Consider the following 24,761-nt stretch of genomic DNA (forward strand, 5'->3'; position numbering starts at 1 on the left):
ATCGTAAAAAAGGAAGAAGTTTATCAAAAGAATTATCCTGATTTCGATACGGCTTATAGAGAATTATTTCAATACATTGAAGCCTTCTACAATCGGAAGAGAATCCACTCGGCACTTGGGAACCGAACGCCCCTAGCCATTGAGCAAGGATACTTAGATCAAGCAGTCATTTAAGTTAGACGGAATCATAGGACGGTTAAATAGAAAGACTTTAGCTTTCCTCATGGTTTCGGTAAATGTTCTAAAAAGCGTCAGCGGTTAGAACGTTTACCGAAACCTTGAGGCCTCAAAACGGGTCCATGTTTCATTAAGAAATTCTCTTAAATCGTGTCCAAGATATTGACGTAATACCAACTTAAGCGTAAATAGCAAAAAAGAACCTCTATAGAGAGATTCTTTTTTGCTAATTCTGAAGTACTTTCGTCTTTACTGATAGTACTGTGCCTGGGCACTCCACAGTTCTTGGTACTTCCCTTCTTCTTTAACTAAGTCCTGATGCGTCCCGCGCTGTATGATCTCCCCCTTGTCAAAGACCAGTATTTCATCACAGAACTTAGAGCTGGATAGTCTATGAGAAATATAGAAGGCTGTCTTGTCTTCGACCAGATTATCAAAGTTCTGATAAATTTCAAATTCAGTCAACGGATCGAGTGCGGCAGTCGGTTCGTCCAGAATCATAACTGGGGCGTCTTTATATAGTGAACGGGCAATTGCCAATTTCTGCTCCTGACCACCAGACACATTCACACCTGAATCGTCGAATTCCGTGCCAAGATAGGTATCCAGTTGTTTAGGCAAGTTTCTGACAAATTCGCCTAGTCCCACTTTATCCAAAGTCATCATCACCCGGTCTTTATCATAGGTCGGTGTAACTGAAATATTTTGTCCCAGAGAGAAACCAACCAAGTGATAGTCCTGGAAAACCACACCGAATAAATTGAAGTATTCTCTTAAGTCATACTTTTTCGTATCGATTTTATTCATTTTAATCGTGCCAGTTGTTGGTTCGTATAGGCGAGTCAGTAATTTTATAAAGGTCGTTTTTCCAGATCCGTTTTCTCCGACAATGGCATATTTCTTCCCGACCTCAAATGTCTCTGAAATATTCTTCAGTACCAACTCTTCAGAACCAGGATAGGCAAAGGAAAGGTTTCTGATATCAAACTCGTACTCATTATCCAGTCTCTTTTCAACAGGCAAACTGCCGACCACTTCTTCGTTAGGCAAGTCCATGAAAGCATAAAATTCTTTTAAATCCTCAGGGGAAGAAAATATCATCATCGTTTGCTGGATAAAATCGGGCAAAGCAGAAACCATCTGACTAAGCGCGCCTGAAAGTTGAATAATCATCGCCACTGGCAGAGTCCCTACTAAAACCAATATACCTATATAGGCATATATCATGTAATTCATCGTCTGAAATAAACTAGCTGTCGATAAATAGATTTTCCTGAAACGCTTATAGTTTGCAGTTATTAATTGTCGGACGTAAATACTTTCCGAATCGATTGTAGAAGTCATTTTTTTTGATAGGTCATAGAGTCTTATTTCTTTACCCGATTGAACGTCTTCTAAAATAGTGTCTTCGTATGAAAACATAGCATTAAAATGTTTCAGTTTCCCCATCATTTCTGCGAAAGATTTACTCGAAATTTTAGAGGTTTTTATTTGGATACTTATAGTTATAGCAAGCAATACAATAAAACCTGAAAGTATAAGCGCAGGGTGCAGCCACCAGAATTCCTCAGGTAATTGCCCCCTATTTATACTGAATAATGGAAACAGCAAGATAAGTCCCCAAATAACAGTAATGATTTTAGGTATTATATTTCGAATCCTAACGTGGATTATGGGAAGAGAGGACTGACTGCTCTGCATGTTACGATTAATCATTTCCAGTTGTTCTCTAACTTCTGAACTCTCCGCATACTGGTATTGCATAGAAAGCATTTTTTTGTTCGGCATGGCAAACATTATTCTGGTAAATAAAGAACTTTCGTTATTCACCAGCGGTTGCAAGAAAGCACTAATCAATTGTAAAAACAGTAAAATAATCAAGTACTGTGCTATATATTGTGGCAGAAGAGACCAGTTGTCATTGGTTAGAGCAGCTACAATACGTGTCATATATATAAATCCGATAAAAGGCAGGCTGTATCTGGCTAAGGATTGTAGAAAAAATAAGGCATAGTACTTTTTTCCCATTACAAATAAATCAGTGATTGCGCGTTTAAATGTATCGACTGTTCCCATTAGACTATCCCCCCTGTAACTACAGTTTCGTGCTCCTCTTTATCTTGTTTATAATAATATGCCTGTGCTTCGTAAAGCGTATAGTAATCTTTTTGTTCATCCATCAATTGATCATGTGTGCCAGTTTCAGTAATCTCTCCATTTTTAATATAGATGATTCGATCGCAAAAACGGGTAGATGAGAGTCTGTGTGAAATAAAAATAGACAACTTATCTTTAGAAAACTGAAAATAATCTGTATAAACTTGATGTTCGGCAATTGGATCAAGTGCAGCCGTAGGTTCATCAAGAAGTAGGACGGGAGAATTTTTATAAAGAGCCTGAGCAAGTTTTATTTTCTGTAGCTGCCCCCCAGAAAGAGTGACGCCATCCGGATAAACAACTCGTACGATTTTCGTTTCATCGCCGTTTTCAAATTGTTGAATGATTTTTTCGACTCCACTATTTCTCAATACATGGTTGTATCTCTCCTCATCAAAATCAATTCCTTGAATAATAGTTTCTCTAATTGAGTAAGTCAATAAAAATTTCTCCTGAAAAACCGGAGCAAACAAAGAATAGTACTTTGAAATATTAAATTCGCTCTGTGGAGTCCCGTTAATTAATATTTCTCCAGAGTCTGGTTTGATTAAGCCAGATATCAAATTGATCAAGGTCGATTTCCCTGCACCGTTTTCACCGACAATAGCCAGATTTTCATAGGGCTGAATCATCAGTGAGACATTATTAATTGTAGCTTGATCATTGTTTGGATAGGTGTATGTCACATTCTTTAGTTCGATCGACAGACCTATGTCCGGTACTTCACTGCCTTTTCCATGATTATATACTGTTTTTTGAAACATGAATCTTTCATAATTTTCTGTCTCATTGAGACTTGTGTTTATTTTCCCAAAAGCATTTACTAGAGTAATGATGGTCTGAGCTAAAATAGTAACGGAACCAGCAAAAACCACAAAACTTGAAACAGGAATTGCTCCCATTGTTATTAACTGAACGCTTCGAATATAAGATAATGCAGATAAGCCAAGAATACCTACATTTATAAACGCACTTTCTGTCCAACTCAGCTTCACTTTTGGCCTGAGAATATTATGGTAAGAGTTTATAGTTTGTTCTTCTGACCGATCAAACCAGTTCTTCATTTTAAATATTCTTATATCTTTGGTAATCCGATGCTCTCCGTATACTTTTTTTAAGTAGCGTAGCTTCTGTGTGTTCGCTGCTTTGGATTTGAATAGTTTTTTGTCAATTTTATTTTGTAATACGTTAAAGACAATCACCACAAGAACAAACAGACCAACAAAAACAATAAACAGTGATTCCAGCTGACTCAAAATACTGATATAAAGGACCACACCAAGTATAGAGCTGCCTAAATCTGTTATTTCTCCACTAATACGTGCAAATAAAGAACCATAATTGTCGGTCAGTTCATTCGCATTATTATAACGCTCTCGAGCTTCTTTACCTATCAATAAAGGATAATCCAGTGTCAGGTATTCCTTTTTTATCTTGTTCATCATGACAAATCTAAAGTGTTCATTGTTTTCTTCAAAATAGATGTCGAGATAGTTGTGAATAGTGTGTGCAAACCCAACCAGTGCAACAAATAAAAGCAATCGAGTTAAATAGTCCTGAATAGTTACTTCATTCATCAGCCACTCGATAACTTGAGCTGATAAAAGTAATTGCAGTAACGGTAGAGCAGCGCTCACCACTATGTTCATGATAATAGCGATAAAAATCATGGGTTTAAACTCGTATAATTCCTTTAATAATATTTTTAGATGTCTTCCTTTTTCCCTCATTTCCATCACCTCACCTTCATCTTACCTAAAAAAATACACTTCTAACTTAGAAGTGTATGAATGGTTCTATTTTTGTCACGAATGGTTCTTAAGCGGCAAAGTCACTTCTGTCGCAAAGACGCCTTCTTCCCACTTCCGGTTCACGATGCCCTCGTACTTCTCGACAGCTTGGTTGATCCTGGTAAGGCCATAGCCTCTTCTGTTGACACGTTTCAATGACATAAATGAGGGTTTAGGATTCTCGACCATCGTGTTGGTGACACTGATATAGAGTGTATTTTTCATTGGAGCGATGTACAGACGGATAAAACGGTCCTCCTGCTGACTTGATTCTCTGCTCGTTGCCTCGATGGCATTATTAAGTAAATTTCCTAGTATAATTGCTAAGTCCACGTGTTCAAGAAAAAGTGTTTTTGGAGCGATCGCTGTAGCGAACAGTTCGATCCCTCTATTTTTCGCGGATGTCAGTTTCGTATTAACGATGGCATCGATCATTGTGTTACCGGTTTGAATAATGGTATCTACCTGATTCAACTCATTATTCAACTGCTTGATATAGGCATCCAGCTCATCAGTCCGCCGGTCATTCATTAACGTGTTCATTACTTGAAGATGATTGCGGTAGTCATGCCGAATGCCCCGCATCTGGCTGTATATCGACTCCACTTCGACCGCATACTGATCCAGTTCCTGTTCCTGAATTTTAAAATAGTTGATCGCCTTTTTCTGTCTATAGTAAACAAATAGAAACAGTGTAATAAGTCCTGTAAATAGACCGATCCATATCCAGTTAGTCATTATAAAACACCGTTCCTTTATAATGCGCAACGAATTTCTCTTGAACCTCTTTGGCTAATCGTCTGGAGACCGGTACACTTTCGCCATTCGTCAGTTCCACATCTCTGTTAAGCAGACGACTCATATGGGCTATATTGACAAGATAACTCCGGTGCGTCTGCACGAAGTCATCGTTGAACCGGTCGGCTAATTCTTTGAGTGTTTCATTTACTGTCAGAACTTTATCAACTACATGAATGTCACATTCCCGTTTATTCACTTCCACGTACAAGATGTCTTCAAGATAAACTTTAGAGACCTCTCCTCTTGATTCGATCGTAAGAGATTCTTTTGAGTTAGGTTTTCTGTCGAGGTGCCGCTTGAAGACGCGCACTAAATGATCAGTTTTGATCGGTTTAAGCAGGTAATCCAGTGCCTGGACGTCATACCCCTGAACCGCGTATTCTGCGAAGGCTGTGGCAAATACGATCGTGAGGTTCTGATCCGTTTCTCTGATTTTCTTAGCCACATCCAGACCATCCACTTGTTTCATCTCGATATCTAGAAAAACGATATCCAGGTTAGGATGATCTTCCAGCTCAAATAAAAAAGCTTCGCCACTGGAGAACTCCTCTACTTTGACTAAGATATTCAATTCCTTAGCTGCGTTGTGAATTAATGATTTCATCGTATCGATTTGAATCGCTTCATCATCCACTACAGCAATATGTAATTCATTCGGCATCTGTGCACCTCCACTATGGTTCTTTCCTGTTATCTTATTCATTAGTTTAACACAACATAGCAATCATTTTGAATCCAGTAAAAAGAAGATTTCACTGGACTATGTTATCTTTCATCCACTCTTTGTCAAAGTGAACGATTAGGCTTTGATGCCTAATCGCATCCATTTTAGCACTGCTCGCCGAATACTTTCGTTGAGTTCACCGAAATCTGGGCAACATAGCATCACTCAAATCTAATTTTCCTTGGGTTTACCGATATAGCACCTATCTGGCCTCACTCATGTTTATTTTGGCTTGAGCTTACCGATATGTGTCCTTCTTAGCACTGCTCACTCATGTTTTAGTCTGAGTTTGCCGATGATTGCTCTATTTAGCATCGCCCACTTCTATTTTCATACTGGGTTTGCCGATGTCGGCCCTACTTAGCACTACTCAATCATATTTCAGCTTGGGATTGCCGATATCTGCTGTAATTGTATTGTCATCGCTCTAATTCTTCAACTATTAAAGAAATCCCATTCTACCCGTACAGAACACCGTTATGCGTGGTAAAATAGGAAGTAGAGTATCTATATGAAAGAAGGATAAATACATGAATAAAGTGAAATTAACCACATTGACGACTAAAGGCGGCTGCGGCTGCAAAATCGGGCCGACTGAACTGCACGAGGTCCTGCTTGACCTGCCTGTACAGAAAAAGGACCCGAACCTGCTTGTCGGTGTAGATACCGGCGATGACGCGGGTGTTTACAAACTGACTGATGACCTGGCGATCGTTCAGACACTGGATTTCTTCACACCCATCGTTGATGACCCCTATGACTTTGGACAAGTCGCTGCGGCGAATGCCCTGAGTGATGTCTATGCCATGGGCGGCACGCCGATCACAGCGCTGAACATCGTGGCTTTCCCTATCTTTGACCTGGACAAAGCGATTTTGACAGAGATTCTGCGCGGGGCCAGCGACAAGGTGCAGGAAGCAGACTGTAACTTGGTCGGCGGTCACTCGATCGATGACAAGGAACCGAAATTCGGACTATCCGTCACCGGAACGATTCATCCCGATTGCATCCTCACCAATGCCGGCGCAAAAAAAGGCGACAAACTGATCTTAACTAAACCGATCGGCGTGGGTATTTCAACCACCGCAATCAAACGCGGGCTGTTATCTGAAAATGAAACAAAACGTGTCACCAACGTCATGGCCACACTGAACAGAACTGCGGCGGAAGTCATGAAAGACTATGACGTGCATGCCTGTACAGACGTCACCGGCTTTGGACTTTTAGGCCACTTGACTGAAATGGCAACGGAAAGCCACCAGGCGATCACGATCACTAAAGCTGATGTCCCAGTCCTGCCGCGTGTCAGAGAACTGGCTGACCAGGGCGTTATTCCCGGCGGGTCTAAAAACAATCTTAAACATGTGAAAGATGCTGTTCACTTTGATGAACTGTTAGACGAGATCGACCAAGTCATTCTAGCAGATGCGGTGACCTCCGGCGGACTGCTTATGGCTATTGGCGAAGAAGATGCTCCGGCACTTTTAAAGTCACTGCAGGATAAAGGCATCGATGCGAAGCTCATTGGAGAAGTCTCTGACGGGGAACCCGGTCATACTTACGTAAAATAAGAAAGGATATACTATGTTTAAAGATGTTACACCAGAAGAACTTTATCATTTAAAACAACAGGATCATACGCTGGTCGATGTCCGGTCACCAAAGGAATTTGAAGAAGCAACGATTCCAGGCGCCATCAACATCCCCCTTTTCTCAAACGAGGAACGGGCACAAGTCGGGACGACCTATAAACACGAAGGTCAGGACGCCGCAAAGGAACTGGGACTGGAGATCTTTTCGAAAAAACTGCCGGCCTTTATCAAGGAATTCAAGCAGCTCGGCACACCGGTCACAGTGTTCTGCTGGCGCGGCGGTATGCGCAGTAAGACGGCTGCGACCGTCAACAACCTGATGAACGTTAAAGTCAATCGTCTGAAAGGCGGCATCCGAGGCTATCGCAACTGGATGAAAGAACAGCTGAACACACTGCCGCTGCCGCCCCTGTACGTCTTGAATGGCCATACCGGTAACGGGAAAACGCATATCCTTCATCAGCTAAAAGACGAAGGTTATCCCATCATAGATCTCGAAGGCATGGCTGCTCACCGCGGCTCGATCTTCGGCGGTATCGGTCTCGAACCGAACAACCAGCGTATGTTCAATCTGCTTTTAGGCGAGGCACTCCTGGAATATCAGGACCAACCTTATATCCTTATCGAAGGCGAGAGCCCACGCATCGGTAAAATCATGATCCCAGACCGTTTCTATCAGCACAAGGAAACGAGTCCCCAGCTGTTTATCGAGCTTCCGGTCGAAGAACGGGTCAAGAATATTTTGAGTGACTACTCTCCTTCTGACTATCATGAAGACGTTGTAGAAGCCTTTCACGGCATCAAGCGCCGTATCCATACACCGGTGGCCCATGCGATCGAAGAAGCTTTAGAAAACAGAGAATATCCGGAAGTCGTGAAGAACCTTCTGACTTATTACTATGACCCGCGCTACTCGCATTCCACTGCCTGTGATGAAGAGCTGATCACATCGATCGATGGTCTGTCAGTTGAAGAAGCTAAGGAAAAAGTGAAACAGTTTCTTTCTGCTGAAAGTCAGGACAGAAAAAGTGAGGGCGTCGAATGATCGCAAAAACAGAAGAAGATTTCAACGGGCTGAAAGCCATCGGTAAAATCTGCGGAAGCATCAGAGATACACTGGTCGAAAAGACTGTACCTGGCATAACGACGAAAGAACTCGACGAGCTGGCTGGCAGACTGTTCGAAGAAGCCGGTGCCCAGTCAGCGCCCAAACAGATCTATGATTTCCCTGGTTTCACCTGTATCAGTGTGAACGAAGCAGTCGCCCACGGCATCCCCGGCGACCGGGTCATCGAAGAAGGCGATCTGGTCAATATCGATGTTTCCGGATCCAAGAACGGCTATTTTGCGGATACCGGCATTTCCTTTGTCGTCGGCAACGGACACCCCGGACTCAAAATGATCTGTGATGTGGCAAAAGAAGCCTTTGAAGCGGGACTTTCAAAAGTGAAACCCGGTGCTAAGACCAGCGCGCTCGGAAAAGCCGTGCATGAGACGGCTAAGCAGAACGGGTTGACTGTGATAAAAAACCTGACTGGACACGGTGTCGGGCGGTCGATTCATGAGAAACCCGACCACATTTTCAACTTCTACACGAAGTATGACGATGTCGTCCTGGAGGATGGCATGGTCATCGCCTTTGAGCCCTTTGTCTCCACGCTCGAAGAGGACGTTTTCCAGTCAGACGACGGATGGACGTTCCTGACTGATGAAAGTTATGTTGCCCAGTACGAACATACCATTATTGTGACAAGCGACGGACCGATACTCACGACGGCCTGATATTCTTGGGTGGCATAATCTGATCACAACCGTAAAAGGAGTGGATCCAATGTCTGTACCCATATATGAACCTCTAAACACATTGAAAGAAGTCAGTCCAGATATCTGGATCGCAGACGGGAATATCATCAAAATGGATATGCTGGGATTTGGTTTGCCTTTTTCCACACGCATGACGGTCGTGAAGCTGAAGGACCAGTCGCTGTGGATCCATTCTCCGATCGATCCTGACGAGCATCTGTTTCAAGAGATCGATGCGTTAGGCGAAGTGAAACATCTCGTTTCTCCGAATAAAATCCACTACGCCTATATCGCGGAATGGAAAGAGCAGTACCCGGATGCCACAGCTTGGTCGAGCCCCGGTGTCGAGAAACGGGCCGAATCCCAAAATATCGAGACAACCTTCGATCGTCCTTTAAAAGATGACGCGCCTTCTCACTGGTCAGACGAGATCGATCAGCTTATTTTCAAAGGGAGTCGAGCACTCGAAGAAGTCGTCTTTTTCCATAAGCAGAGCCGAACGCTGATCCTCACTGATCTGATCGAGAACTTCGAACCCAAACGCACTTCAAATATATTTTTGAGAAACCTGTACAAACTGGCCGGCATCGCCTATCCAGACGGCAAGACGCCCATCGATCTGCGCATGACCTTTGCCGGACAAAAAGATCAGGCCCGAGAATGTTATAAACGGATGCTCAGCTGGCAGCCCGAGAAAATCATCCTCGCCCATGGCCACTGGTACGATAAGAACGGGACCGAAGAACTCAAGCGGGCCTTCAGATGGCTGGACAAATAGAAAAAATGCCTGCTTCTCTTTTTGAGAAACAGGCATTTTATTATTTATATTCTATTTTTAACGCGACTCTTTCGGCGGTTCACACACGTCGCATTTACGCTGATTCTTATTTTTGAATTTCGTTAATGTTTTCTCAAACGTATTGCCACAGGCACATCTGAATTCTAACCTTTGAGAAAATCCCGTAAACTCTGTCGAGAGTAATCTGCTGTCTGAATTTTTATTTACAAAGTCATTGATCTGGTCGATCGTCCATCTTTCTTCACTTCTTAACACCTCCGTATCATTTGAATAGTCGGAGACTATACTGTAACTTTCTTGCATACATAAGGTGACAGTATACCATGACACGGTTACGTATCAAAACACTTTTTTCTGTTCCGTTATCAAGGAGTGTCTAGTCAATACTTAAAGAAAAAGCATAACTGGCCGTTCCTTGTGGCCACTGCGCCCAGACTTCGTAGATAACTTCTCCTTCGCCTGACAGATCGACTTCATCCGACTCACTTAGAATAGTGTTGTCTTCATCCCATATCCTCACAGTATAGCTTTCTGGTTCTTCTTCAAAGTCGAGCGTGACCGTTGTGTCTTCAGTGACTTGTATCGGATCGGTCGTGGTGACCAGTTCTGGCGGTGAAGCGGAATCTGCTTCGACCGATGTCTGCGTGCCGTCTTCGTTGTCGATCGTCCAGCTGTATGTACCCATCACGGCGCTGAACATTTCTCCGTCGGCATGGATAGTTAAATTAGGTGGTTCAGGATAGGACTCGTCGGAAGAAGGATTCGTCGTTTCGTTCTGTTCGTTATCCGCCTCATTCATCTCATTGTTCGTTCCATTTGTGTCAGAACACGCACCCAGTGAGAGCACTAAGATAAATGATAGTGCTGCAGCAATAAGCTTTAGTTTCATACGATGCCTCCTCCTTAGTTACCCATACTTTTTCTGATGCTCTTTCTTCATTTGTAGATATTCTTCGTCTTCTCTGACGATGATCCACTTCTCTTCAAAGATGGCCGCTGATTCTGCCTTTTCTTCGTCGATCTGTCTTTCTTTGACTTCACCGTTCTCGTCGTACTTCCTGCCGCCTTTATAGTTGGCGTAGCGGCGCGCACGTGTATAGCCCATCTGGAGATATTTTCTTGCCATATCCATCCCGACAAAGTCCCCGGCTTCTTTATAATCCAGGTACATCTGATAGATTTTATCGGAAGATTCCTTTGCAATGTCAGGGGTCTTGAAGCGCCAGTTCGGAAGGATCTCGCTTTTATATGGCTCAACCATCAGCACGCCCTGCTCGCCTCTGCCCACTATATAAAGTTCCGGCTGCTCACGAAAATCGATGGTGTCAAAATCCAGATCGTAGTCGAATGCCATAGTCCTCGCCTCTTTCCTTTTTTCTCTTCGTAGGAATGCAAGCTGTCTCATTTACTTATTCTTATCATAGCATAAGACTTCACCGGTTCCCTATTACTATCCATCTAAAGATACAAGAAGCTCAGATAATAACTAAAAAAAACACGTTCCCACTTCAGTAAGTCTTTCTGTTACTGAAGTGGAGAACGTATTTTTTGATTGCTTAATTTTTGGAAATCTTTGTTAAAACTTAAATGCAAAATTATGCATGAATTTTTGAGCAATGCGGTAAAACTGTTCTTCTTCCATATTTTCTACAAACTGAATATTTCTTTTTGCTCTTTCACTATAGTCCAATGAGTAAACCTGGTTTGTATTAACCTTACTGGTTGACTTAGAAGGTAGCTTTTCGGAAGTTATTTTAACTAGGAAGGGATGATCTTTGTCTGTTGATGTAATCGGACAAACAATGACCATGTTCGTACTTATATTATACTCATTTCTACTTAATACAAGTGCAGGTCGTCTTTTCTTAATCTCGTACCCTTTAGAAGGATCGAAGTCTATAAACACGATATCACGTTGTCTTGGACTATATGTCATCGAGTTCTCCTTCGCTTGGAACATACCCAGCATCTAACTCGGGCATATCGTATTCGCCTTCTGATACATCTTTGAAATGGTCTTCCTCTTTAGGGATGAGCGCGATAGCACCATTATCTTTTTTGATGATGAAAAATTCTTCGCCTTCTTTGATACCTAAAGCGCTGGGAAGAGTAATCATTATCGAGTTCCCCTGTTTACGGGCTTTTATTGATGACATAGTATGACCTCCCTTTATCACCTGTATTATAACATGTAATTACTACCCATTACAATGAATGCTGTAGTTTCCACAAATAAAGGTTTATTAACTGAGCTCTACTAAATCAGCTTCTCAGTCCACGACCAGTTTCAATCAGATACCAGTCGATGGCGTAGAGGACCACGATGAATATCACGAGTATACCCATGGACAACAGGATCGGTACATCGATGATGCCAAGGAAGCCGTAGCGGAAGCCAGAGATCATGTAGACGATCGGATTGACGCGTGAAACGGCACGCCAGAACGGCGGCAGCATCGAGATGGAGTAAAACACCCCGCCAAGATAAGTCAACGGCTGCAGGACGAAGGTCGGTACGATCGAGACGTCGTCAAAGGACTGGGCAAAGATGCCGTTGAGTAACCCTGCGAGTGAGAACAGAATAGACGTCATCAACAGCGTTACGATGATCATGACCCATGAATAGGCCTGCAGAGGAACAAAGAACAGGGAAATGATGGTCACAAGTGTCCCGACCAGGATACTCCGACCTAGCCCGCCGACCACGAAGCCCCACATGATCACGTGTGTCGGTACAGGTGCGATCAGCAGCTCTTCAATGTTTTTCTGAAACTTCTGTGAGAAGAAGGAGGACGAGACATTGGAATAAGAGCTCGTGATCACAGACATCATGATTAGTCCGGGAACGATGAACTCCATATAGGAGAAACCTTCCATCTGTCCGATCCGGCCGCCGATCAGGTTACCGAAGATGATAAAGTACAAAGATGTCGTGATGACCGGTGGAACCAGCGTCTGTACCCAGATTCGCAGATATCGGTTGGTTTCTTTAACGGCCAGACTTTTTAATGCTGTGTAATATAGATTAAACATGGGCACCCTCCACTTGATCATTTTCTTCGGTGATCTTCAGGAACAGCTCTTCCAGTCGGTTGGACTTGTTGCGCATGGACAAGACTTTGATGTCCTGTTGGGACAGCTGTTCAAACACATCGTTGATCCCCTGGTTACGCTCGACTTCAACATGAAGGGTCGACTCATCGACCATTTCACTCGGATAACCTGTGATTTCAGGGACTTGTCCTGATGTATCCAGATCCAGGATAAAGGTCTCAAACATGAGTTTTGACAGCAGGCTCTTCATGCTCGTGTCTTCGATCAGTTCACCGGCTCTGATGATCCCGATGTTACGGCAGAGCATCTCAGCTTCTTCCAGATAGTGCGTGGTCAGGATGATCGTCGTACCACTATTGTTCAACTCTCTTAGAAAGTCCCACATCTCACGACGCAGTTCGATATCCACGCCGGCTGTCGGTTCGTCAAGGATAAGTAAACGCGGTTCGTGCATCAGTGCACGGGCGATCATCAGACGGCGCTTCATCCCACCTGACAGCATACGGGCGCGGACATCGCGTTTTTCCCATAGGTCAGACTGTTTCAGATACTTTTCGCTGCGCTTCAGGGCCTCTTTACGCGGCACACCGTAGTAGCCTGCCTGATTGACGACGATCTGCTGGACCGTTTCAAAGGGATTGAAGTTGAATTCCTGAGGGACCAGACCAATCTGCTGCTTGGCACGTGTCAAATCCGTATCTATATCGTAGTCGAATACCTTTACATTTCCAGAAGTCTTATTGACGAGTGACGTGACGATTCCGATGGTGGTCGACTTCCCGGCACCATTTGGACCCAAAAGGGCATAAAAGTCCCCTTCTTCAACCGTCAAGTCGATCCCGCGCAAGGCTCTCACCCCCCCTTTATAGACTTTTTTCAAATCTTTGATTTCTAGTGCATAAGTCATCTAATTTATCTCCTTAGTTACTTTCTTGTTTTTCCGCTGTATTCAAAAACACTCGATTTCTATTATAGCATAATTCGGCTTATTTTTAGTTAGCACATTTATCAGAAAAATCAGCTGCCATCTTACAGAATAACTCTTTTCACCGTTAGACTCAATGTATCTATCCGATTCTCAGTGTTTTAATGGCGATTTTCAATAATAAAAGCCCAGAACAGACTTCTCAGGGAAGGATGTTCTGGACTTTTTCATTCTTTGCTTTGTTTTCGAAGACTTTATTCAATAGTCCGGATCCAAATCAGCTGTAAAATGCTCTTTTATCTAGCAAAAATGGGTTCGACAGGATTATTGGAACAACTTATTTCTAAAAGGAGAGATTAACTTGTTCTAATAACTGTATTGCAACCACTTATGTCGCTCAAAAGTGTAAGAACATGTTCTAATATGCGTTTTTACACCTCTTCAGACAGAAAGCAAGCTATCCGACTGCCGCTTTCCCGTCAAATCCTGTCAATCCATAGTAACAATCCCTCTGTCGATATAGCTCTGAACACTTGCTTCCACCACTTGGGTAGCTGTGTATCGCGGCTGGAAATCAAGCAGTTTTCTGGCATTGTCGATGCTGAAGTGTCCGCTGCGGGCTAAATGGAGATAGGCAACATTTACTTGTTTTTCGTCTGCTACATGCTCGCTCCACTTGTCCCATAACAAGAAACCGACTTTAGGTTCCTGTCCAAAGAAACGGTACATGGCCATGGCATAACCGTAAAGTGTCAGAGAATCTTCTGACACGGCATAGAAATTCTCACCGAGAGCCTGGATCCGGTGATTCATCGCAGCCACGAACAGCTGGGCCACATCTTCAGCGTGTACCGGGTGCAGGGTCTCCATCCCCAAGTTAGGCAGATTGATTTCTTTTCCGTCCGCGATTGTCTGGAAGACACTGTCGTCGCCGTATCCTAAAGGAGTGATGATCGACCAGCCAGGCCCGCAGATTTGTCCCGGACTGATCATTGTTGCCGGGAAGCCGTTGACGCGGTATTCATGCAGTAAGTACTGCTCGCTTTCATATTTCTGTCTGCCGTATTCATCGAGCGGATATTTCTCCCCTTTTGGATCGACTGGAATCGTTTCTGTCCGTCCGTGCGTCCAGATCGTCGAGCAGTATAAGTAATGCGAGAGGTCCGTCTCTTTCAGCGCCTCCACCATCTCTTTGACCTCGTCCAGTTTGAAACAGATCAGATCGATCACCACATCGGCATTCATCTCTGCGATTTTCTTTGAGAAATCCGGGTCCTCGCTGCGATCCAGCGCGACATGTTCGGCTTTGTCCCAAGCCCAATCCCGAGTATACGGTTCACTTTTCCCGCGGCTCACCATAACGACTTGATGATCTTCTCTGACCAGTTTGGGTACTAAGTATGTCCCGATATGTCCGCTTCCACCAATAACAACGACTTTCATGTTTTAGCCTCCCTGTAGATTATGTAATAAATGAAGTGCTTTCCGTCCGATTTTTCACTGGTTAATAGTTAAATCTTACCATACCTCTCACTCAAGGGAAACGATGTAGCTCTGACAACTCCTTAGTCCCGCCATTCTATTTAGGAGAGTCTCAATAGTTAGGCATTTGAAGTACTACATGTTAGAATTTAACTGTAAAATCATATAAAATGCTCTAATAAAGGATTAATTAAAGGAGAGCTTTGTCATGAAAATCGAAATCGGTCAAGATGCCGTTACCTGGTTTGAAGAGAATATCTATGTAGGGTCTGAAAACGGTATTCGCTTTTTCCCTAAGTTGACTAGAGGGAGTAACACAGGGATCACTGTCGGTATTGAACCTGCCGTTCCTCATCAGTCAAATGTTAACACAACCGTAAATGACGTCACTTACTTTATTGAGGAAGGTGATGAATGGTTATTTGACTATAAGGATGTTCATATAAGTTTAGATAGAGAATTCAATGAACCCATGTACAAAACAGAATAATGACTGAACGAATCCTTTCGATTCAGAAGAAAAAAGAACTGTTCATACTGGTTTATCAGGTCATTCGACTACAACTATTGGAGGATATAAAATGTTAGTGGAAACGATTTGGGAAGGAAAAATGAGCTTAGTCGCCGGCGACGATAAAGGCAATACATTTAAAATGGATACGAGTCCTAAAGTGGGCGGAGATGAAAAAGGCGTCACCCCAATGGCCGCTCTTTTAGGTGCCATGTCCGGCTGTATTTCCATGGATACACTGGCCATGCTCCGGCGTTCCGTTGATAATGGAGAGATCCTGTCTTTTCGAGTAGAGGCAGACGGCACACAAAACGATGAACACCCTAAATACTTTACCGACATCGCAATTACACTGTACGTGGAAGGGGATGTCCCCGCTGAACGCGTCTGGGGAGCTTTCCGTAAAAGCGAAGAAAAATACTGCTCAGTCCGTCATTCACTGAAGGCCGACGTGACATTGAATCTTGTACTGAACGGAAAAGATACCCCTGAACTCAATTAAACTCCTCCTATTCTACTAGAGTTGACAGAAGGATAACTTTCATGACGTCTAACCCTTTAAAGCAAAAACCACTCATAAATCTGATGAGCATGCCTGCAAAGAAGAAGTAGTAATATCGTAAAAGGTGACCACCCATTTTCGCCGGTGGTCACCTTTTCGCTTCCCTGCAATCAGGTATTTAAGTGTTTCTTTCCTGAGACTGTCGGTGCAGTTCTTTTACTTCTTCTGCCAGTTCCGGAACCGGTCCGTCCACTTCTGCAACCCGGATCACTTCCTGAATAGAAAGGTTATATATCGGCGACTGGGGTGCATCCCATTCAGCCTTCCACTCCTGCAGCTGCTTGGATGAACTCGCGTAAACGATCCGGTCCAGACCTACCCAAGCATGAGCTGCGGCACACATCGGACAGTGTTCACCGGATGTGTAGACCGTCGCCTTACTTCTTTCCTCAGGTGTCATGTAGCTGGCTGCCCAACGTGCGATGGCAAACTCTGGATGCTTGGTCTGATCGCCGCCTGCCACACGGTTATGGTCTTCAAACAACACCTCTCCGCTTTCAGAAACCAGTATGGACCCGAACGGTTCATTTTCTTTGGTCAATGCAATTCTGGCCAGTTCCACACACCGTTTCAAGTGCTTCATATCTGTTTCATTGATCATATCTGATCGTTCCTTTCGCTTTAATATCAGTGACTCTTATCATTTTCAAACTATTCACCTATAGTATCTTCGGATAGAGCAACGCCCGATCATGCGGCGAAGCGGCGATGACTTTTGAAACCGTGTCGATTCGTCCGTTTGCTGATTGCTCCTGCATTGCAATCGCTCCTTCAAAAGGGTTCTCGTAAATTCAGTTAGCCAGTTTCCTTTGAACGCTGGAATCATGCTTGATATAGCGCAGTTTCGCCAGTAGATACATTAGGAACATGACCGCAGCTCCGACAACTGCCAGAGACAAAAGGTAGACTGGGTTGAATGTAAGACCGAATGCTTCGATAGTGGAGCCGAGGTTGTATAAGTCTTCTAATGGCGTCCCCGCTTCCGGCGCATAGCTGTAAAAGTAATTGGACTTTTCATCGAAAATAGCGACGAACCAGTTGTTCACTACGACCGACAGCACATAGAGCACCGCTAAAACTTCATACGCCTTCAAAAGTTCTCGCCAGTCGATTTGGATCATCCTGGTCAACAACAAATACAGTCCCGTCGTTACGATCAGCATATGTCCTGAAATATAGGCAAGTCCTTGAGTATTGAGGACATTACTGTAGTTTTCCAGCCCATCGGCAAACACGACGGATACCAGACCGGCGGGAACATTCAAGCACCAGGCGATCGCAGCCGTCACTCGAAGATTAGGGTTGATCGCAACGATAAGCAGCAGAATATTGGCAAAGTGACAGACCTGAAAGGGAAAAACTTCCGGGCCTAAACCGTCATTATTGAAAATGTAGATCTGTCTGGCGGCTAGTATGAGGACGAGGATGATCCCCAACACTATGGCAACGCGTCGTTTTACAGCAAAGGTTTTTTTCTGTGTCATTTTATATAAGACTGCCGCAAGTACGAATGGAAAAATCATCATGAAATAATGAAATGGGCTCCACATCTCAAACTGCGCCTGCATATTCCTTCCCACCTCTCGACATTACATGGACCGAAAATGAAACTCATCTACTTCACTTATGGAACGATTAAGTGTTTATAAAAACCTCTATTCCTAGACAGGATAAGGCTTCTTTATTTAACAGTTTCGTTTAGTATATACTATCATTCTTATCCGGTTTTTAAAATAATATCACATTATAGCTGCCGAAACGGCACTATTGCAGAAGTAACGCATAAATATTTGACTGAAAGAACCTGAGAAACTCTGTGACTATATGCGTTTAAACAGTTTCAGTTTTCGATATATGCATTAAAAAAACACCTTCCAGAAGGAAAGTGTCTCGGTTATTCTATAAGGCTTGTTTATTTAAAAATGATCGGAGCTTTTCGCATGAACTTTCGATCGTTTTTTGGTGTATCGCTTTGGATATCTCTTCCGCCGCCACTTTGTTGTTTCTTTTTAATGACTTCTAACATCTTTTCTTTTGCATTCATATTTCCACCGCCTTTTACTACTGAGTCTATTTCTTTTAATTTCAACACATGGAGAGAGCTATTGTCTCATGACTAAAAAAAGAACCCCTTCGAAAAGGAGTTCTTTTGATATTCGCAAAATGTAAGCTTAACGTTTTGAGAATTGTGGAGATTTACGGGCTTTCTTAAGACCTGGTTTTTTACGTTCAACCATACGTGGGTCACGTGTTAATAAACCAGCAGCTTTAAGTGGGCCGCGGAAATCAGGGTCTACTTGTAACAATGCACGAGCGATTCCGTGACGAGCAGCGCCTGCTTGTCCTGCAAATCCTCCGCCACTAACATTGATTCTAATGTCATAGCTTTCTACTGTATCAGTAACAGCTAGAGGCTGTCTAACGATTAAGTGCAAGTGTTCAAAGTTTAAATATTCAGTAATATCTTTTTTGTTAAATGTGATTTTACCAGAACCTGGAGTCATGATTACACGAGCTGTCGAGTTTTTACGACGACCAGTTCCGAAATATTGTACTTGTGCCAATGGATGTCCCTCCTTAAATTAAGTTAGTGATGTCTAGTACTTCTGGCTGCTGAGCTTGGTTGTTGTGCTCAGGTCCAGCGAATACGTGTAATTTTTTAAGCTGTTTGCGTCCTAAAGCGTTATGAGGAAGCATACCTTTGATTGATGTTTCGATTAAACGTTCAGGTTTTTGGGCACGCATAGTACCAGCAGATACCTGTTTCAAGCCACCTGGGTGTCCTGAGTGACGAGAATAAATCTTGTCGCTTGCTTTTTTACCTGTTAATTTAACTTCTGATGCGTTTACTACGATCACATGGTCACCCGTGTCAACGTGTGGTGTATACGTAGGTTTGTTTTTACCGCGTAAAATAGATGCTACGACAGTTGACAGACGTCCCAAAGGAATATCTGCAGCGTCGACGACATACCATTTACGTTCGATGTTGCTTTCGTTAGCCATAAATGTTGTACGCACGATCTTAACCTCCAAATTTTCTTTTTCAAGTTTCAAATTCACTAATTGTTGCTTTCCCTATCTTCTTTAGTACCGTTAAAAAAAGTATATGAGAAAGTCTTCGTTGTTTGTTCCAATAACAAGTTTCCGAGGCCTGTAGTGGCGGCAAACAATACCGTCTAATAGCTTACCGCGAATACGGTGAAAAGTCAACCGTTATTTTAAAAAAATCTTTTTTCTTCTCTCCTGATTTATTGCCTTGTACGCCGTTTCTTAAATGTCTTTTCACCCTTATATATCAGCCTTATATGACTTCTATTCTCTATAAGTATGGTAGAATGATTGTACAATGTACTTCATGTAATGTGCTGCTTTTCTTCTTCAACTATTTAATCGCTCGAGAAAGGGGTATAAAAAATGTCGAACGAATGGTGTTCAAGGTATTTCATTTTCAAAGATATGGATTTTGATTTCTGGAAAGGCGACCGCGTCCAGCTGCGGGCGATGAAAGAATCGGACGCCCTGTTAAGAAACGAAGAAACGCGTGACAGTAACGGTTTCAGACTGATGAACTGGGGTGTCGAGGCACCCAAAAGTCTCGAAATGGATAAAGCCGACGTCGCTGAATGGATCGACTATAAAGACTTTGAGAAGGGTATTATGTTTGCCATCGATAATCTAGAGGGCGAGCATGTCGGAGCCATCTATCTCAATTCGATCGATATGAAGAACGGCACCTTCAGTTTTGGTATCCGCATCTACCGGCCTTTCAGAAACAACGGGTATGCCCAAGAAGCCATTCGTATTGTCTTGCGGTACGCATTTTTCGAACAAAGACTTCAGAAATGCAATTCGGGCTGCATCGAAGGAAACCTCGCTTCCCAGAAAATGCATGAAAATGTCGGCTTCGTTGTTGAAGGAAGCGTCAGACGCTCCATTTATATGAACGGCCACTACTACAACGATTTGAAGCTCGGCTTGACGGTGGAAGAATTCGTCGAGAACGAGAAGGCCTATTCTGGTTCAAAATAAAACTGTATTCAATGTATAGTCGTTCGTTGTCAAAGGATCCCTCCCGGTGACGAACGACTTTTTGTGATCCACCTATTTTAAATCCTTTAGCACCCTTGTATTAATGTTATACTTTATTTATATATTTCATATAACATTAAAAAAGGAGGAATCAGTTTGTACCTGATACTGTCTATTTTCATTTCAGTTTTACTTACTTATGTTTTATTTTTCATAGGAGACTTCGGCATAGTAATAGGCATTGGCATTCTGGTCGGTATTTTATTCAGGGTCATCTTTTTACTGGAAAGCATCAATAAGCATCTGGTGAGTCAGAGTGAACCTGTGAACGACCCTCTACCCAGAAAGCTGTAAGAACTCGCTTTACATATTCACATAAAGGAACACCCTCCGGAAAATTCCAGAAGGTGTTCCTGTTGATTTATTTATACAAAAATGAATCCCAAAGCCACGATCATGGCAGGCAGTCCGACTGCAAAGAGGATGTCTTTGGCTTTGACGGTTATCTGCAGCTGCATCGCACGGTCTTCGCTGAAACCTTTGGACTCCATGGACAGAGACAGCCGTTCGGACCAGCGGATCATGCGGACCAGCATCGTGAACAGCGGTTTCGTATCAAACGGCTTGACCGGTATGTTCCGTACTTGAAGAGCCAGTTTGGAGTTCTCGTGTTCTCTTTGGATCAGCGAGGTCAGATTGATCGCTGTCAACACGGCATAGCCCATTTTCATCGGCATCTTAGCCTGCTGGATGAAACTGGCCACCAGTTCCTTGGCATCTGTGGTCAGACTGTAGCTGATGCCCAGCATGGCAAAGGACAGGATACGCGTCCCGAGAGTCAGACCGTTGATCACGTCTATCCCCCCGGCTGACACTGCTGCACTGTTTGAGGCCGCGAACTGCGCCTGTTCTGAACTGAACAGCCAGCCGGTAAAGAAATAGCTGAGCGAAATCAGCGCGATCGGCAGCATGGCTTTCAGCAGCGTTGCCGGATCTGTTCGGCTGGACGTCAATAGAAAGAAAACGCAAAGCAGGGCAACGATGAGATTGATTTCCCACCTGAACGTCAGGCCCAGCAGGATCGAGGCGGCAAGTATCCCAATGGTTTTTACTGTTGGATTGATCCCATCGATCACCTTACCCGCCTCACTTTCTTTTCTTTGATTTCATAGATCTGGCTGGCATAGGCATCCACCAGTTCGCGGTCATGGCTGGTAAACAGACAGGTCACACCTTTCTCGCAGAGTTCATGCAGTGTGTCCATGATCTTCTTCCCGTTTCTGGCATCCTGGCCATATGTCGGTTCGTCGATCAAAAGTAAATCCTGCTCTCCGACCGTCATGCATAGGACAGCCAGGCGGCGCTGCTGTCCCTGACTCAACAGCCAGGGCGACTGTCCCGCTTTATCCTCAAAGTGGTGCTGATCCAGGATGTCTTCAGCCTGGCTTTTCGCTTCTTCCTCTTGAGCCAGTTCCCAGGACGTGAGACTCAACGCCAGTTCATCCACTACGTTGGTTTTGACGAACTGCAGGGACGGATCCTGGAACACCAGACCGATCCGGGCATACAGATTTTTTGGCTTCTGCGTCTTCACACTCTGCCCGTTAAGGCGGATCTCCCCGGTATAAGGCGACACATTCAAAATGGCCTTGAAAAGCGACGTCTTCCCTATACCGCTCGGTCCAACCAGAGCTGTCAGCGAGCCTTTATTCAAGTTGAACTCCGCTTCTTCGATCAGGGTGTTGCGCTGCTTCTCTTTTCTGAAAAGCGACTTCCTGACTGTTTTTTCGTGGTAAATCGATACCTTGTCCAGCTCCAAAAGGATCTCTTCCGACGCTTTATTTCTTTCTGGCATGGACATTTCTTCCACAAGGAGCCCCGCCTCAGTCAGAAGTCTGTTCTGCCGTTCTTCTGAATCGATCAGTGACAAGTCATGGAGCTGCTGCTTGTCATCGAGCATGAGCCAGCGGTCGACCCACTTCCACCGTTTGATATGGTGATCGATGATGATGATCGCTTTACCTTTATCCGTCAGTTCTTTCATGTAGCGGATATAGTCCTGCATCGTGTCTTCGTCCACATTTGCGAACGGTTCATCCATGATGTATAAAGGGACATCCACCAGATCTGCACAGACAAAGGCCGCACGCTGCAGCTCACCGCCAGACAAATCATCAAAGGACCGGTCCAGCAGATACGTCAGGTTGAAGTGTCCGGCTTTTTCTTCGATGATATCGTCCATTTCTCCTGCATCGACACGGCTGTTTTCCAGACAGAAGACCATCTCTTCACGCAGGGTCTTCATACTGAAAGACAAGCGGGCATGCTGGAAAATCGTACGGACGGATCGTGACCGTTCCACGACCGACTGGTGATGGACGTCTTCATCATTGATTTTGATCTGCGAAACGATCTGTTTCCCGCCGTTTTCCGGAAAATAGCCGTTGATGACATTGGCCAGGGTACTTTTCCCGCTGCCGCTTCCTCCGCAGAGCAGGATGATTTCACCGGGAAACAGGTCAAAACTGACCGAATCCAGACGCTTTTTCCCACCGATCTGAAAGGACAAGTCTTTAACAGATAAGGTCGGCTTACTCATTGACCTCACCAGTATCAAGGTTCTGATTCAAAATGCCGGCTTCATCCAGTTTGTCACAGATGAGCTTGGACAGATAGCCTGTAAAGAATAACGAGCTCAGTAAGCGGACCACGAATATCGCCGCAACGATCCGCCAGTCCATGGCCAGGTAGTTGCTTCTGAAACCTGTCCAGAGAAAGGACAGCAATGTGGCAGAAAACGCAGAAAGCATGGTGATTCGATAAGAATACTTTTCATATCTAGTAAAGGTGAACGGCAGCTCCACACCCACACCCTGGATAAAGGCAGAGACCAAGACCATGACACCGAACATGTTGCCTAAAAGGACTTCGATCAATGCCGCGATCACTTCGGTCACGATCCCGACGACAGGTTTCCGGATGAGATAGGTCGTGATGATCGCCGCCATGAACCAGATGCCGTAAAACGGTTCATAACCCAGTATCCCTAAGCCCATAGGCGTCAGTACTGTCGTCAAAGCGGTGCCGGCATAGACAGCCAGAAGATAGATGATCCCGAACAATACAGAAATCATGGCCATCAGCAAATAGTCACGCAGGGTCAGTTTGTTTTTATTCATTTGACTTCTCCTTCCGGTACGTTGCAGAGGAGAGTGAACTGGCTGACATAGTGACTGACTTCCTTGCCGACAGTGTTTGAGACGTATTCCAGGTAGTCAAAGACGTCCTGAACGCTTCCACCTAAGTTGGTCCCGTAGTGACCGGAACCTGTCACGACACCGCGGTCGATACCTTCGTTGACGACCTTTTCGATCGTGCCCATATAATTGTCGGAGCCCATCGGATACAGGGCAAATTTCCCAATGACCGGAAAATCGATGTCCTGCGTTTGTTTATTATTAACTTTTGGATTTTCGAGTGCGAGCGTATAATCGCTGTCGCTGTCTCCAGGGCACCCTTTGGAAACCGTTGCTTCCAGCGTCATGTGCACGCCTTCTCTGTAGGCATACACATACGCGGCTTTCAATGCATCGAAAACCGCTTCTTCTTTTCCGCGATAGACCGTTGAAATATGATCGGTCTCGGACCATACTTTCGATAAATCGACGTGCTTTATTGCATCTAGAATAATCGCGACAAAATCATCACTCATCGGTGACAGATTGAATCGCGCGCCTGTGATTCCCATAGTGGAACCAGGCTTTCCAGCAGAACATTTTCCGTAGTTGACATAGTTTTTTGACATGAAAAAAACTCCTCCTAACGAAAAAAATCCATAGGAAAGAGCCATCAATATATAGATCTCCCTACGCAGCCATTACGCTGATCAGGTTACTGGTCTGATATACATCACTCTCAGCCTTCTTGAAAAGACTCCCAGGATCATTCGTATTTAATTTTTTTTGGTACATGAAGACTATAACAGGCTGAACTTGAAAACGCAACACAAACTTTTAAACATCCGAGCAATTCACCAGCGCTATACAAGCTGAAGGATCAGGCGTCGCCTGATCCAGACCTTATTGGATTTACCCAAGTTGAGTTTTTACTTGAGTTTACCGATACTGGACCGATATAGCATCACTCAATAGATTTCCTTTATCAGTTTGCCGGTGCAGCATCTATCTGGCACCACTCAATTCCATTTTTCCTTGGGCTTACCGATATGGCACATATCTGGCATCACTCAAATCTGATTTTCCTTGGGCTTGCCGATGTAGCCCTTATCTGGCATCACTCAAATCCATTTTTCTTTGAGCTTACCGATATTGCACCTATATAGCATCACTCAA

General features: G+C 44.0%; 29 protein-coding genes and 1 riboswitch. Of the genes, 9 read left to right on the top strand and 20 right to left on the bottom strand.

The features are described from left to right. The coding region (locus BMX84_RS10105; RefSeq protein WP_177165542.1) for an IS3 family transposase at positions 1–174 on the top strand (174 nt) is incomplete at its 5' end. Positions 175–426: 252 nt separating this feature from the next. Here BMX84_RS10105 and BMX84_RS12540 read toward each other — a convergent pair. From BMX84_RS12540 to BMX84_RS10125, 4 genes are all read right to left on the bottom strand, one after another. Then, the gene (locus BMX84_RS12540) at positions 427–1,350 is read right to left on the bottom strand and encodes an ABC transporter ATP-binding protein (protein ID WP_246119138.1); all 924 of its coding nucleotides are present in this window, start codon (positions 1,348–1,350) and stop codon (positions 427–429) included. Positions 1,351–2,252: 902 nt separating this feature from the next. Next, on the bottom strand, positions 2,253–4,070 hold the full coding sequence (locus tag BMX84_RS10115; protein ID WP_091489395.1) for an ATP-binding cassette domain-containing protein: 1,818 nt from the start codon (positions 4,068–4,070) through the stop codon (positions 2,253–2,255). Positions 4,071–4,139: 69 nt separating this feature from the next. Next, a complete protein-coding gene (locus BMX84_RS10120) occupies positions 4,140–4,862 on the bottom strand; it encodes a sensor histidine kinase (RefSeq protein ID WP_091489397.1) in 723 nt (240 codons plus the stop codon). Beyond that, on the bottom strand, positions 4,855–5,586 hold the full coding sequence (locus BMX84_RS10125) for a LytR/AlgR family response regulator transcription factor (protein WP_177165544.1): 732 nt from the start codon (positions 5,584–5,586) through the stop codon (positions 4,855–4,857). The genes BMX84_RS10120 and BMX84_RS10125 overlap by 8 nt, the downstream gene beginning before the upstream one ends. Before the next feature lie 593 nt (positions 5,587–6,179). On the opposite strand from BMX84_RS10125, the gene selD reads away from it, so the two are divergent. Genes selD through BMX84_RS10145 form a run of 4 tightly spaced genes read left to right on the top strand, consistent with a single transcriptional unit; the run spans position 6,180 to position 9,822 of the window. Further along, positions 6,180–7,220 (top strand): selenide, water dikinase SelD, encoded by a 1,041-nt coding sequence (selD, locus tag BMX84_RS10130; RefSeq protein WP_091489400.1) that lies wholly within the window; start codon positions 6,180–6,182, stop codon positions 7,218–7,220. A 13-nt stretch (positions 7,221–7,233) separates the two neighbouring features. Beyond that, on the top strand, positions 7,234–8,286 hold the full coding sequence (mnmH, locus tag BMX84_RS10135; protein WP_091489402.1) for a tRNA 2-selenouridine(34) synthase MnmH: 1,053 nt from the start codon (positions 7,234–7,236) through the stop codon (positions 8,284–8,286). Beyond that, positions 8,283–9,023, top strand: coding sequence for a type I methionyl aminopeptidase (gene map, locus BMX84_RS10140; RefSeq protein WP_091489403.1), 741 nt, complete (start codon positions 8,283–8,285; stop codon positions 9,021–9,023). The genes mnmH and map overlap by 4 nt, the downstream gene beginning before the upstream one ends. A gap of 49 nt (positions 9,024–9,072) precedes the next feature. Further along, complete coding sequence (locus BMX84_RS10145) at positions 9,073–9,822, top strand: DUF4336 domain-containing protein (protein ID WP_091489405.1); 750 nt, start codon at positions 9,073–9,075, stop codon at positions 9,820–9,822. A 397-nt stretch (positions 9,823–10,219) separates the two neighbouring features. Here the strand turns inward: BMX84_RS10145 and BMX84_RS10155 are convergent, their stop codons facing one another. The 7 genes from BMX84_RS10155 to BMX84_RS10185 all read right to left on the bottom strand — a co-directional run bounded on the left by BMX84_RS10155 (position 10,220) and on the right by BMX84_RS10185 (position 15,265). Further along, positions 10,220–10,732 (bottom strand): hypothetical protein, encoded by a 513-nt coding sequence (locus BMX84_RS10155; RefSeq protein WP_091489408.1) that lies wholly within the window; start codon positions 10,730–10,732, stop codon positions 10,220–10,222. A gap of 18 nt (positions 10,733–10,750) precedes the next feature. Beyond that, on the bottom strand, positions 10,751–11,197 hold the full coding sequence (locus BMX84_RS10160; protein WP_091489410.1) for a DUF4385 domain-containing protein: 447 nt from the start codon (positions 11,195–11,197) through the stop codon (positions 10,751–10,753). 222 nt (positions 11,198–11,419) lie between these two features. Continuing rightward, entirely contained in the window at positions 11,420–11,779 is a 360-nt protein-coding gene (locus tag BMX84_RS10165) for a type II toxin-antitoxin system PemK/MazF family toxin (protein WP_091489411.1), read from the bottom strand. Next, a complete protein-coding gene (gene mazE, locus BMX84_RS10170) occupies positions 11,769–11,999 on the bottom strand; it encodes a type II toxin-antitoxin system PemI/MazE family antitoxin (RefSeq protein ID WP_091489413.1) in 231 nt (76 codons plus the stop codon). The genes BMX84_RS10165 and mazE overlap by 11 nt, the downstream gene beginning before the upstream one ends. 106 nt (positions 12,000–12,105) lie before the next feature. After that, positions 12,106–12,876 (bottom strand): ABC transporter permease, encoded by a 771-nt coding sequence (locus tag BMX84_RS10175; protein ID WP_091489414.1) that lies wholly within the window; start codon positions 12,874–12,876, stop codon positions 12,106–12,108. Beyond that, entirely contained in the window at positions 12,869–13,804 is a 936-nt protein-coding gene (locus BMX84_RS10180; protein WP_091489416.1) for an ABC transporter ATP-binding protein, read from the bottom strand. Before BMX84_RS10180 ends, BMX84_RS10175 begins: the two co-directional genes overlap by 8 nt. Before the next feature lie 507 nt (positions 13,805–14,311). Then, a complete protein-coding gene (locus BMX84_RS10185; protein ID WP_091489417.1) occupies positions 14,312–15,265 on the bottom strand; it encodes an NAD-dependent epimerase/dehydratase family protein in 954 nt (317 codons plus the stop codon). A 247-nt stretch (positions 15,266–15,512) separates the two neighbouring features. Between BMX84_RS10185 and BMX84_RS10190 the strand changes: the two genes are divergently transcribed. Both BMX84_RS10190 and BMX84_RS10195 read left to right on the top strand, forming a co-directional pair. Further along, a complete protein-coding gene (locus BMX84_RS10190) occupies positions 15,513–15,794 on the top strand; it encodes a HesB/YadR/YfhF family protein (protein WP_091489418.1) in 282 nt (93 codons plus the stop codon). A 91-nt stretch (positions 15,795–15,885) separates the two neighbouring features. After that, the gene (locus BMX84_RS10195) at positions 15,886–16,317 is read left to right on the top strand and encodes an OsmC family protein (protein WP_091489419.1); all 432 of its coding nucleotides are present in this window, start codon (positions 15,886–15,888) and stop codon (positions 16,315–16,317) included. A 178-nt stretch (positions 16,318–16,495) separates the two neighbouring features. Here BMX84_RS10195 and BMX84_RS10200 read toward each other — a convergent pair whose 3' ends face one another. The 5 genes from BMX84_RS10200 to rplM form a co-directional block, all read right to left on the bottom strand. Continuing rightward, positions 16,496–16,978 (bottom strand): nucleoside deaminase, encoded by a 483-nt coding sequence (locus BMX84_RS10200; RefSeq protein WP_091489420.1) that lies wholly within the window; start codon positions 16,976–16,978, stop codon positions 16,496–16,498. A 190-nt stretch (positions 16,979–17,168) separates the two neighbouring features. Then, positions 17,169–17,945 (bottom strand): TMEM164 family acyltransferase, encoded by a 777-nt coding sequence (locus BMX84_RS10205; protein ID WP_091489422.1) that lies wholly within the window; start codon positions 17,943–17,945, stop codon positions 17,169–17,171. A gap of 344 nt (positions 17,946–18,289) precedes the next feature. Then, entirely contained in the window at positions 18,290–18,421 is a 132-nt protein-coding gene (locus BMX84_RS12800) for a hypothetical protein (RefSeq protein ID WP_281282311.1), read from the bottom strand. Between the two features lie 127 nt (positions 18,422–18,548). After that, positions 18,549–18,941: a 30S ribosomal protein S9 gene (gene rpsI / locus BMX84_RS10210; RefSeq protein WP_091489423.1), complete on the bottom strand. Its 393-nt coding sequence runs from the start codon at positions 18,939–18,941 to the stop codon at positions 18,549–18,551. 13 nt (positions 18,942–18,954) lie between these two features. Next, the gene (gene rplM / locus BMX84_RS10215) at positions 18,955–19,398 is read right to left on the bottom strand and encodes a 50S ribosomal protein L13 (RefSeq protein ID WP_091489436.1); all 444 of its coding nucleotides are present in this window, start codon (positions 19,396–19,398) and stop codon (positions 18,955–18,957) included. A gap of 396 nt (positions 19,399–19,794) precedes the next feature. Here rplM and BMX84_RS10220 point away from each other — a divergent pair, with 396 nt between their 5' ends. Next, positions 19,795–20,409: a GNAT family N-acetyltransferase gene (locus BMX84_RS10220; protein ID WP_091489425.1), complete on the top strand. Its 615-nt coding sequence runs from the start codon at positions 19,795–19,797 to the stop codon at positions 20,407–20,409. Positions 20,410–20,565: 156 nt separating this feature from the next. Then, positions 20,566–20,763, top strand: coding sequence for a hypothetical protein (locus BMX84_RS10225; protein WP_091489427.1), 198 nt, complete (start codon positions 20,566–20,568; stop codon positions 20,761–20,763). A 71-nt stretch (positions 20,764–20,834) separates the two neighbouring features. Here BMX84_RS10225 and BMX84_RS10230 read toward each other — a convergent pair whose 3' ends face one another. The 4 genes from BMX84_RS10230 to BMX84_RS10245 are packed head-to-tail and all read right to left on the bottom strand — an operon-like array spanning position 20,835 to position 24,214. Then, the gene (locus BMX84_RS10230; protein WP_091489429.1) at positions 20,835–21,545 is read right to left on the bottom strand and encodes an energy-coupling factor transporter transmembrane component T family protein; all 711 of its coding nucleotides are present in this window, start codon (positions 21,543–21,545) and stop codon (positions 20,835–20,837) included. Then, entirely contained in the window at positions 21,542–23,008 is a 1,467-nt protein-coding gene (locus tag BMX84_RS10235) for an ABC transporter ATP-binding protein (RefSeq protein ID WP_091489431.1), read from the bottom strand. The genes BMX84_RS10230 and BMX84_RS10235 overlap by 4 nt, the downstream gene beginning before the upstream one ends. Beyond that, a complete protein-coding gene (locus BMX84_RS10240; RefSeq protein WP_091489433.1) occupies positions 23,001–23,588 on the bottom strand; it encodes an ECF transporter S component in 588 nt (195 codons plus the stop codon). The genes BMX84_RS10235 and BMX84_RS10240 overlap by 8 nt, the downstream gene beginning before the upstream one ends. Further along, the gene (locus tag BMX84_RS10245) at positions 23,585–24,214 is read right to left on the bottom strand and encodes a YkoF family thiamine/hydroxymethylpyrimidine-binding protein (protein ID WP_091489434.1); all 630 of its coding nucleotides are present in this window, start codon (positions 24,212–24,214) and stop codon (positions 23,585–23,587) included. The genes BMX84_RS10240 and BMX84_RS10245 overlap by 4 nt, the downstream gene beginning before the upstream one ends. A 41-nt stretch (positions 24,215–24,255) precedes the next feature. After that, a riboswitch (TPP riboswitch) is annotated at positions 24,256–24,359 on the bottom strand. Positions 24,360–24,761 lie beyond the last annotated feature (402 nt).

The sequence above is a fragment of the Alkalibacterium putridalgicola genome, assembly GCF_900109825.1.
Classification (GTDB): Bacteria; Bacillota; Bacilli; order Lactobacillales; family Carnobacteriaceae_A; genus Alkalibacterium; species Alkalibacterium putridalgicola.

Bases quoted from the DNA above. Each gene is read 5' to 3' on its own strand.
- BMX84_RS12540 (WP_246119138.1), bottom strand. From the start codon at position 1,350: ATGATTATTCAACTTTCAGGCGCGCTTAGTCAGATGGTTTCTGCTTTG.
- BMX84_RS10115 (WP_091489395.1), bottom strand. From the start codon at position 4,070: ATGGAAATGAGGGAAAAAGGAAGACATCTAAAAATATTATTAAAGGAA.
- BMX84_RS10120 (WP_091489397.1), bottom strand. From the start codon at position 4,862: ATGACTAACTGGATATGGATCGGTCTATTTACAGGACTTATTACACTG.
- BMX84_RS10125 (WP_177165544.1), bottom strand. From the start codon at position 5,586: ATGCCGAATGAATTACATATTGCTGTAGTGGATGATGAAGCGATTCAA.
- selD (WP_091489400.1), top strand. From the start codon at position 6,180: ATGAATAAAGTGAAATTAACCACATTGACGACTAAAGGCGGCTGCGGC.
- mnmH (WP_091489402.1), top strand. From the start codon at position 7,234: ATGTTTAAAGATGTTACACCAGAAGAACTTTATCATTTAAAACAACAG.
- map (WP_091489403.1), top strand. From the start codon at position 8,283: ATGATCGCAAAAACAGAAGAAGATTTCAACGGGCTGAAAGCCATCGGT.
- BMX84_RS10145 (WP_091489405.1), top strand. From the start codon at position 9,073: ATGTCTGTACCCATATATGAACCTCTAAACACATTGAAAGAAGTCAGT.
- BMX84_RS10155 (WP_091489408.1), bottom strand. From the start codon at position 10,732: ATGAAACTAAAGCTTATTGCTGCAGCACTATCATTTATCTTAGTGCTC.
- BMX84_RS10160 (WP_091489410.1), bottom strand. From the start codon at position 11,197: ATGGCATTCGACTACGATCTGGATTTTGACACCATCGATTTTCGTGAG.
- BMX84_RS10165 (WP_091489411.1), bottom strand. From the start codon at position 11,779: ATGACATATAGTCCAAGACAACGTGATATCGTGTTTATAGACTTCGAT.
- mazE (WP_091489413.1), bottom strand. From the start codon at position 11,999: ATGTCATCAATAAAAGCCCGTAAACAGGGGAACTCGATAATGATTACT.
- BMX84_RS10175 (WP_091489414.1), bottom strand. From the start codon at position 12,876: ATGTTTAATCTATATTACACAGCATTAAAAAGTCTGGCCGTTAAAGAA.
- BMX84_RS10180 (WP_091489416.1), bottom strand. From the start codon at position 13,804: ATGACTTATGCACTAGAAATCAAAGATTTGAAAAAAGTCTATAAAGGG.
- BMX84_RS10185 (WP_091489417.1), bottom strand. From the start codon at position 15,265: ATGAAAGTCGTTGTTATTGGTGGAAGCGGACATATCGGGACATACTTA.
- BMX84_RS10190 (WP_091489418.1), top strand. From the start codon at position 15,513: ATGAAAATCGAAATCGGTCAAGATGCCGTTACCTGGTTTGAAGAGAAT.
- BMX84_RS10195 (WP_091489419.1), top strand. From the start codon at position 15,886: ATGTTAGTGGAAACGATTTGGGAAGGAAAAATGAGCTTAGTCGCCGGC.
- BMX84_RS10200 (WP_091489420.1), bottom strand. From the start codon at position 16,978: ATGATCAATGAAACAGATATGAAGCACTTGAAACGGTGTGTGGAACTG.
- BMX84_RS10205 (WP_091489422.1), bottom strand. From the start codon at position 17,945: ATGCAGGCGCAGTTTGAGATGTGGAGCCCATTTCATTATTTCATGATG.
- BMX84_RS12800 (WP_281282311.1), bottom strand. From the start codon at position 18,421: ATGAATGCAAAAGAAAAGATGTTAGAAGTCATTAAAAAGAAACAACAA.
- BMX84_RS10220 (WP_091489425.1), top strand. From the start codon at position 19,795: ATGTCGAACGAATGGTGTTCAAGGTATTTCATTTTCAAAGATATGGAT.
- BMX84_RS10235 (WP_091489431.1), bottom strand. From the start codon at position 23,008: ATGAGTAAGCCGACCTTATCTGTTAAAGACTTGTCCTTTCAGATCGGT.
- BMX84_RS10240 (WP_091489433.1), bottom strand. From the start codon at position 23,588: ATGAATAAAAACAAACTGACCCTGCGTGACTATTTGCTGATGGCCATG.
- BMX84_RS10245 (WP_091489434.1), bottom strand. From the start codon at position 24,214: ATGTCAAAAAACTATGTCAACTACGGAAAATGTTCTGCTGGAAAGCCT.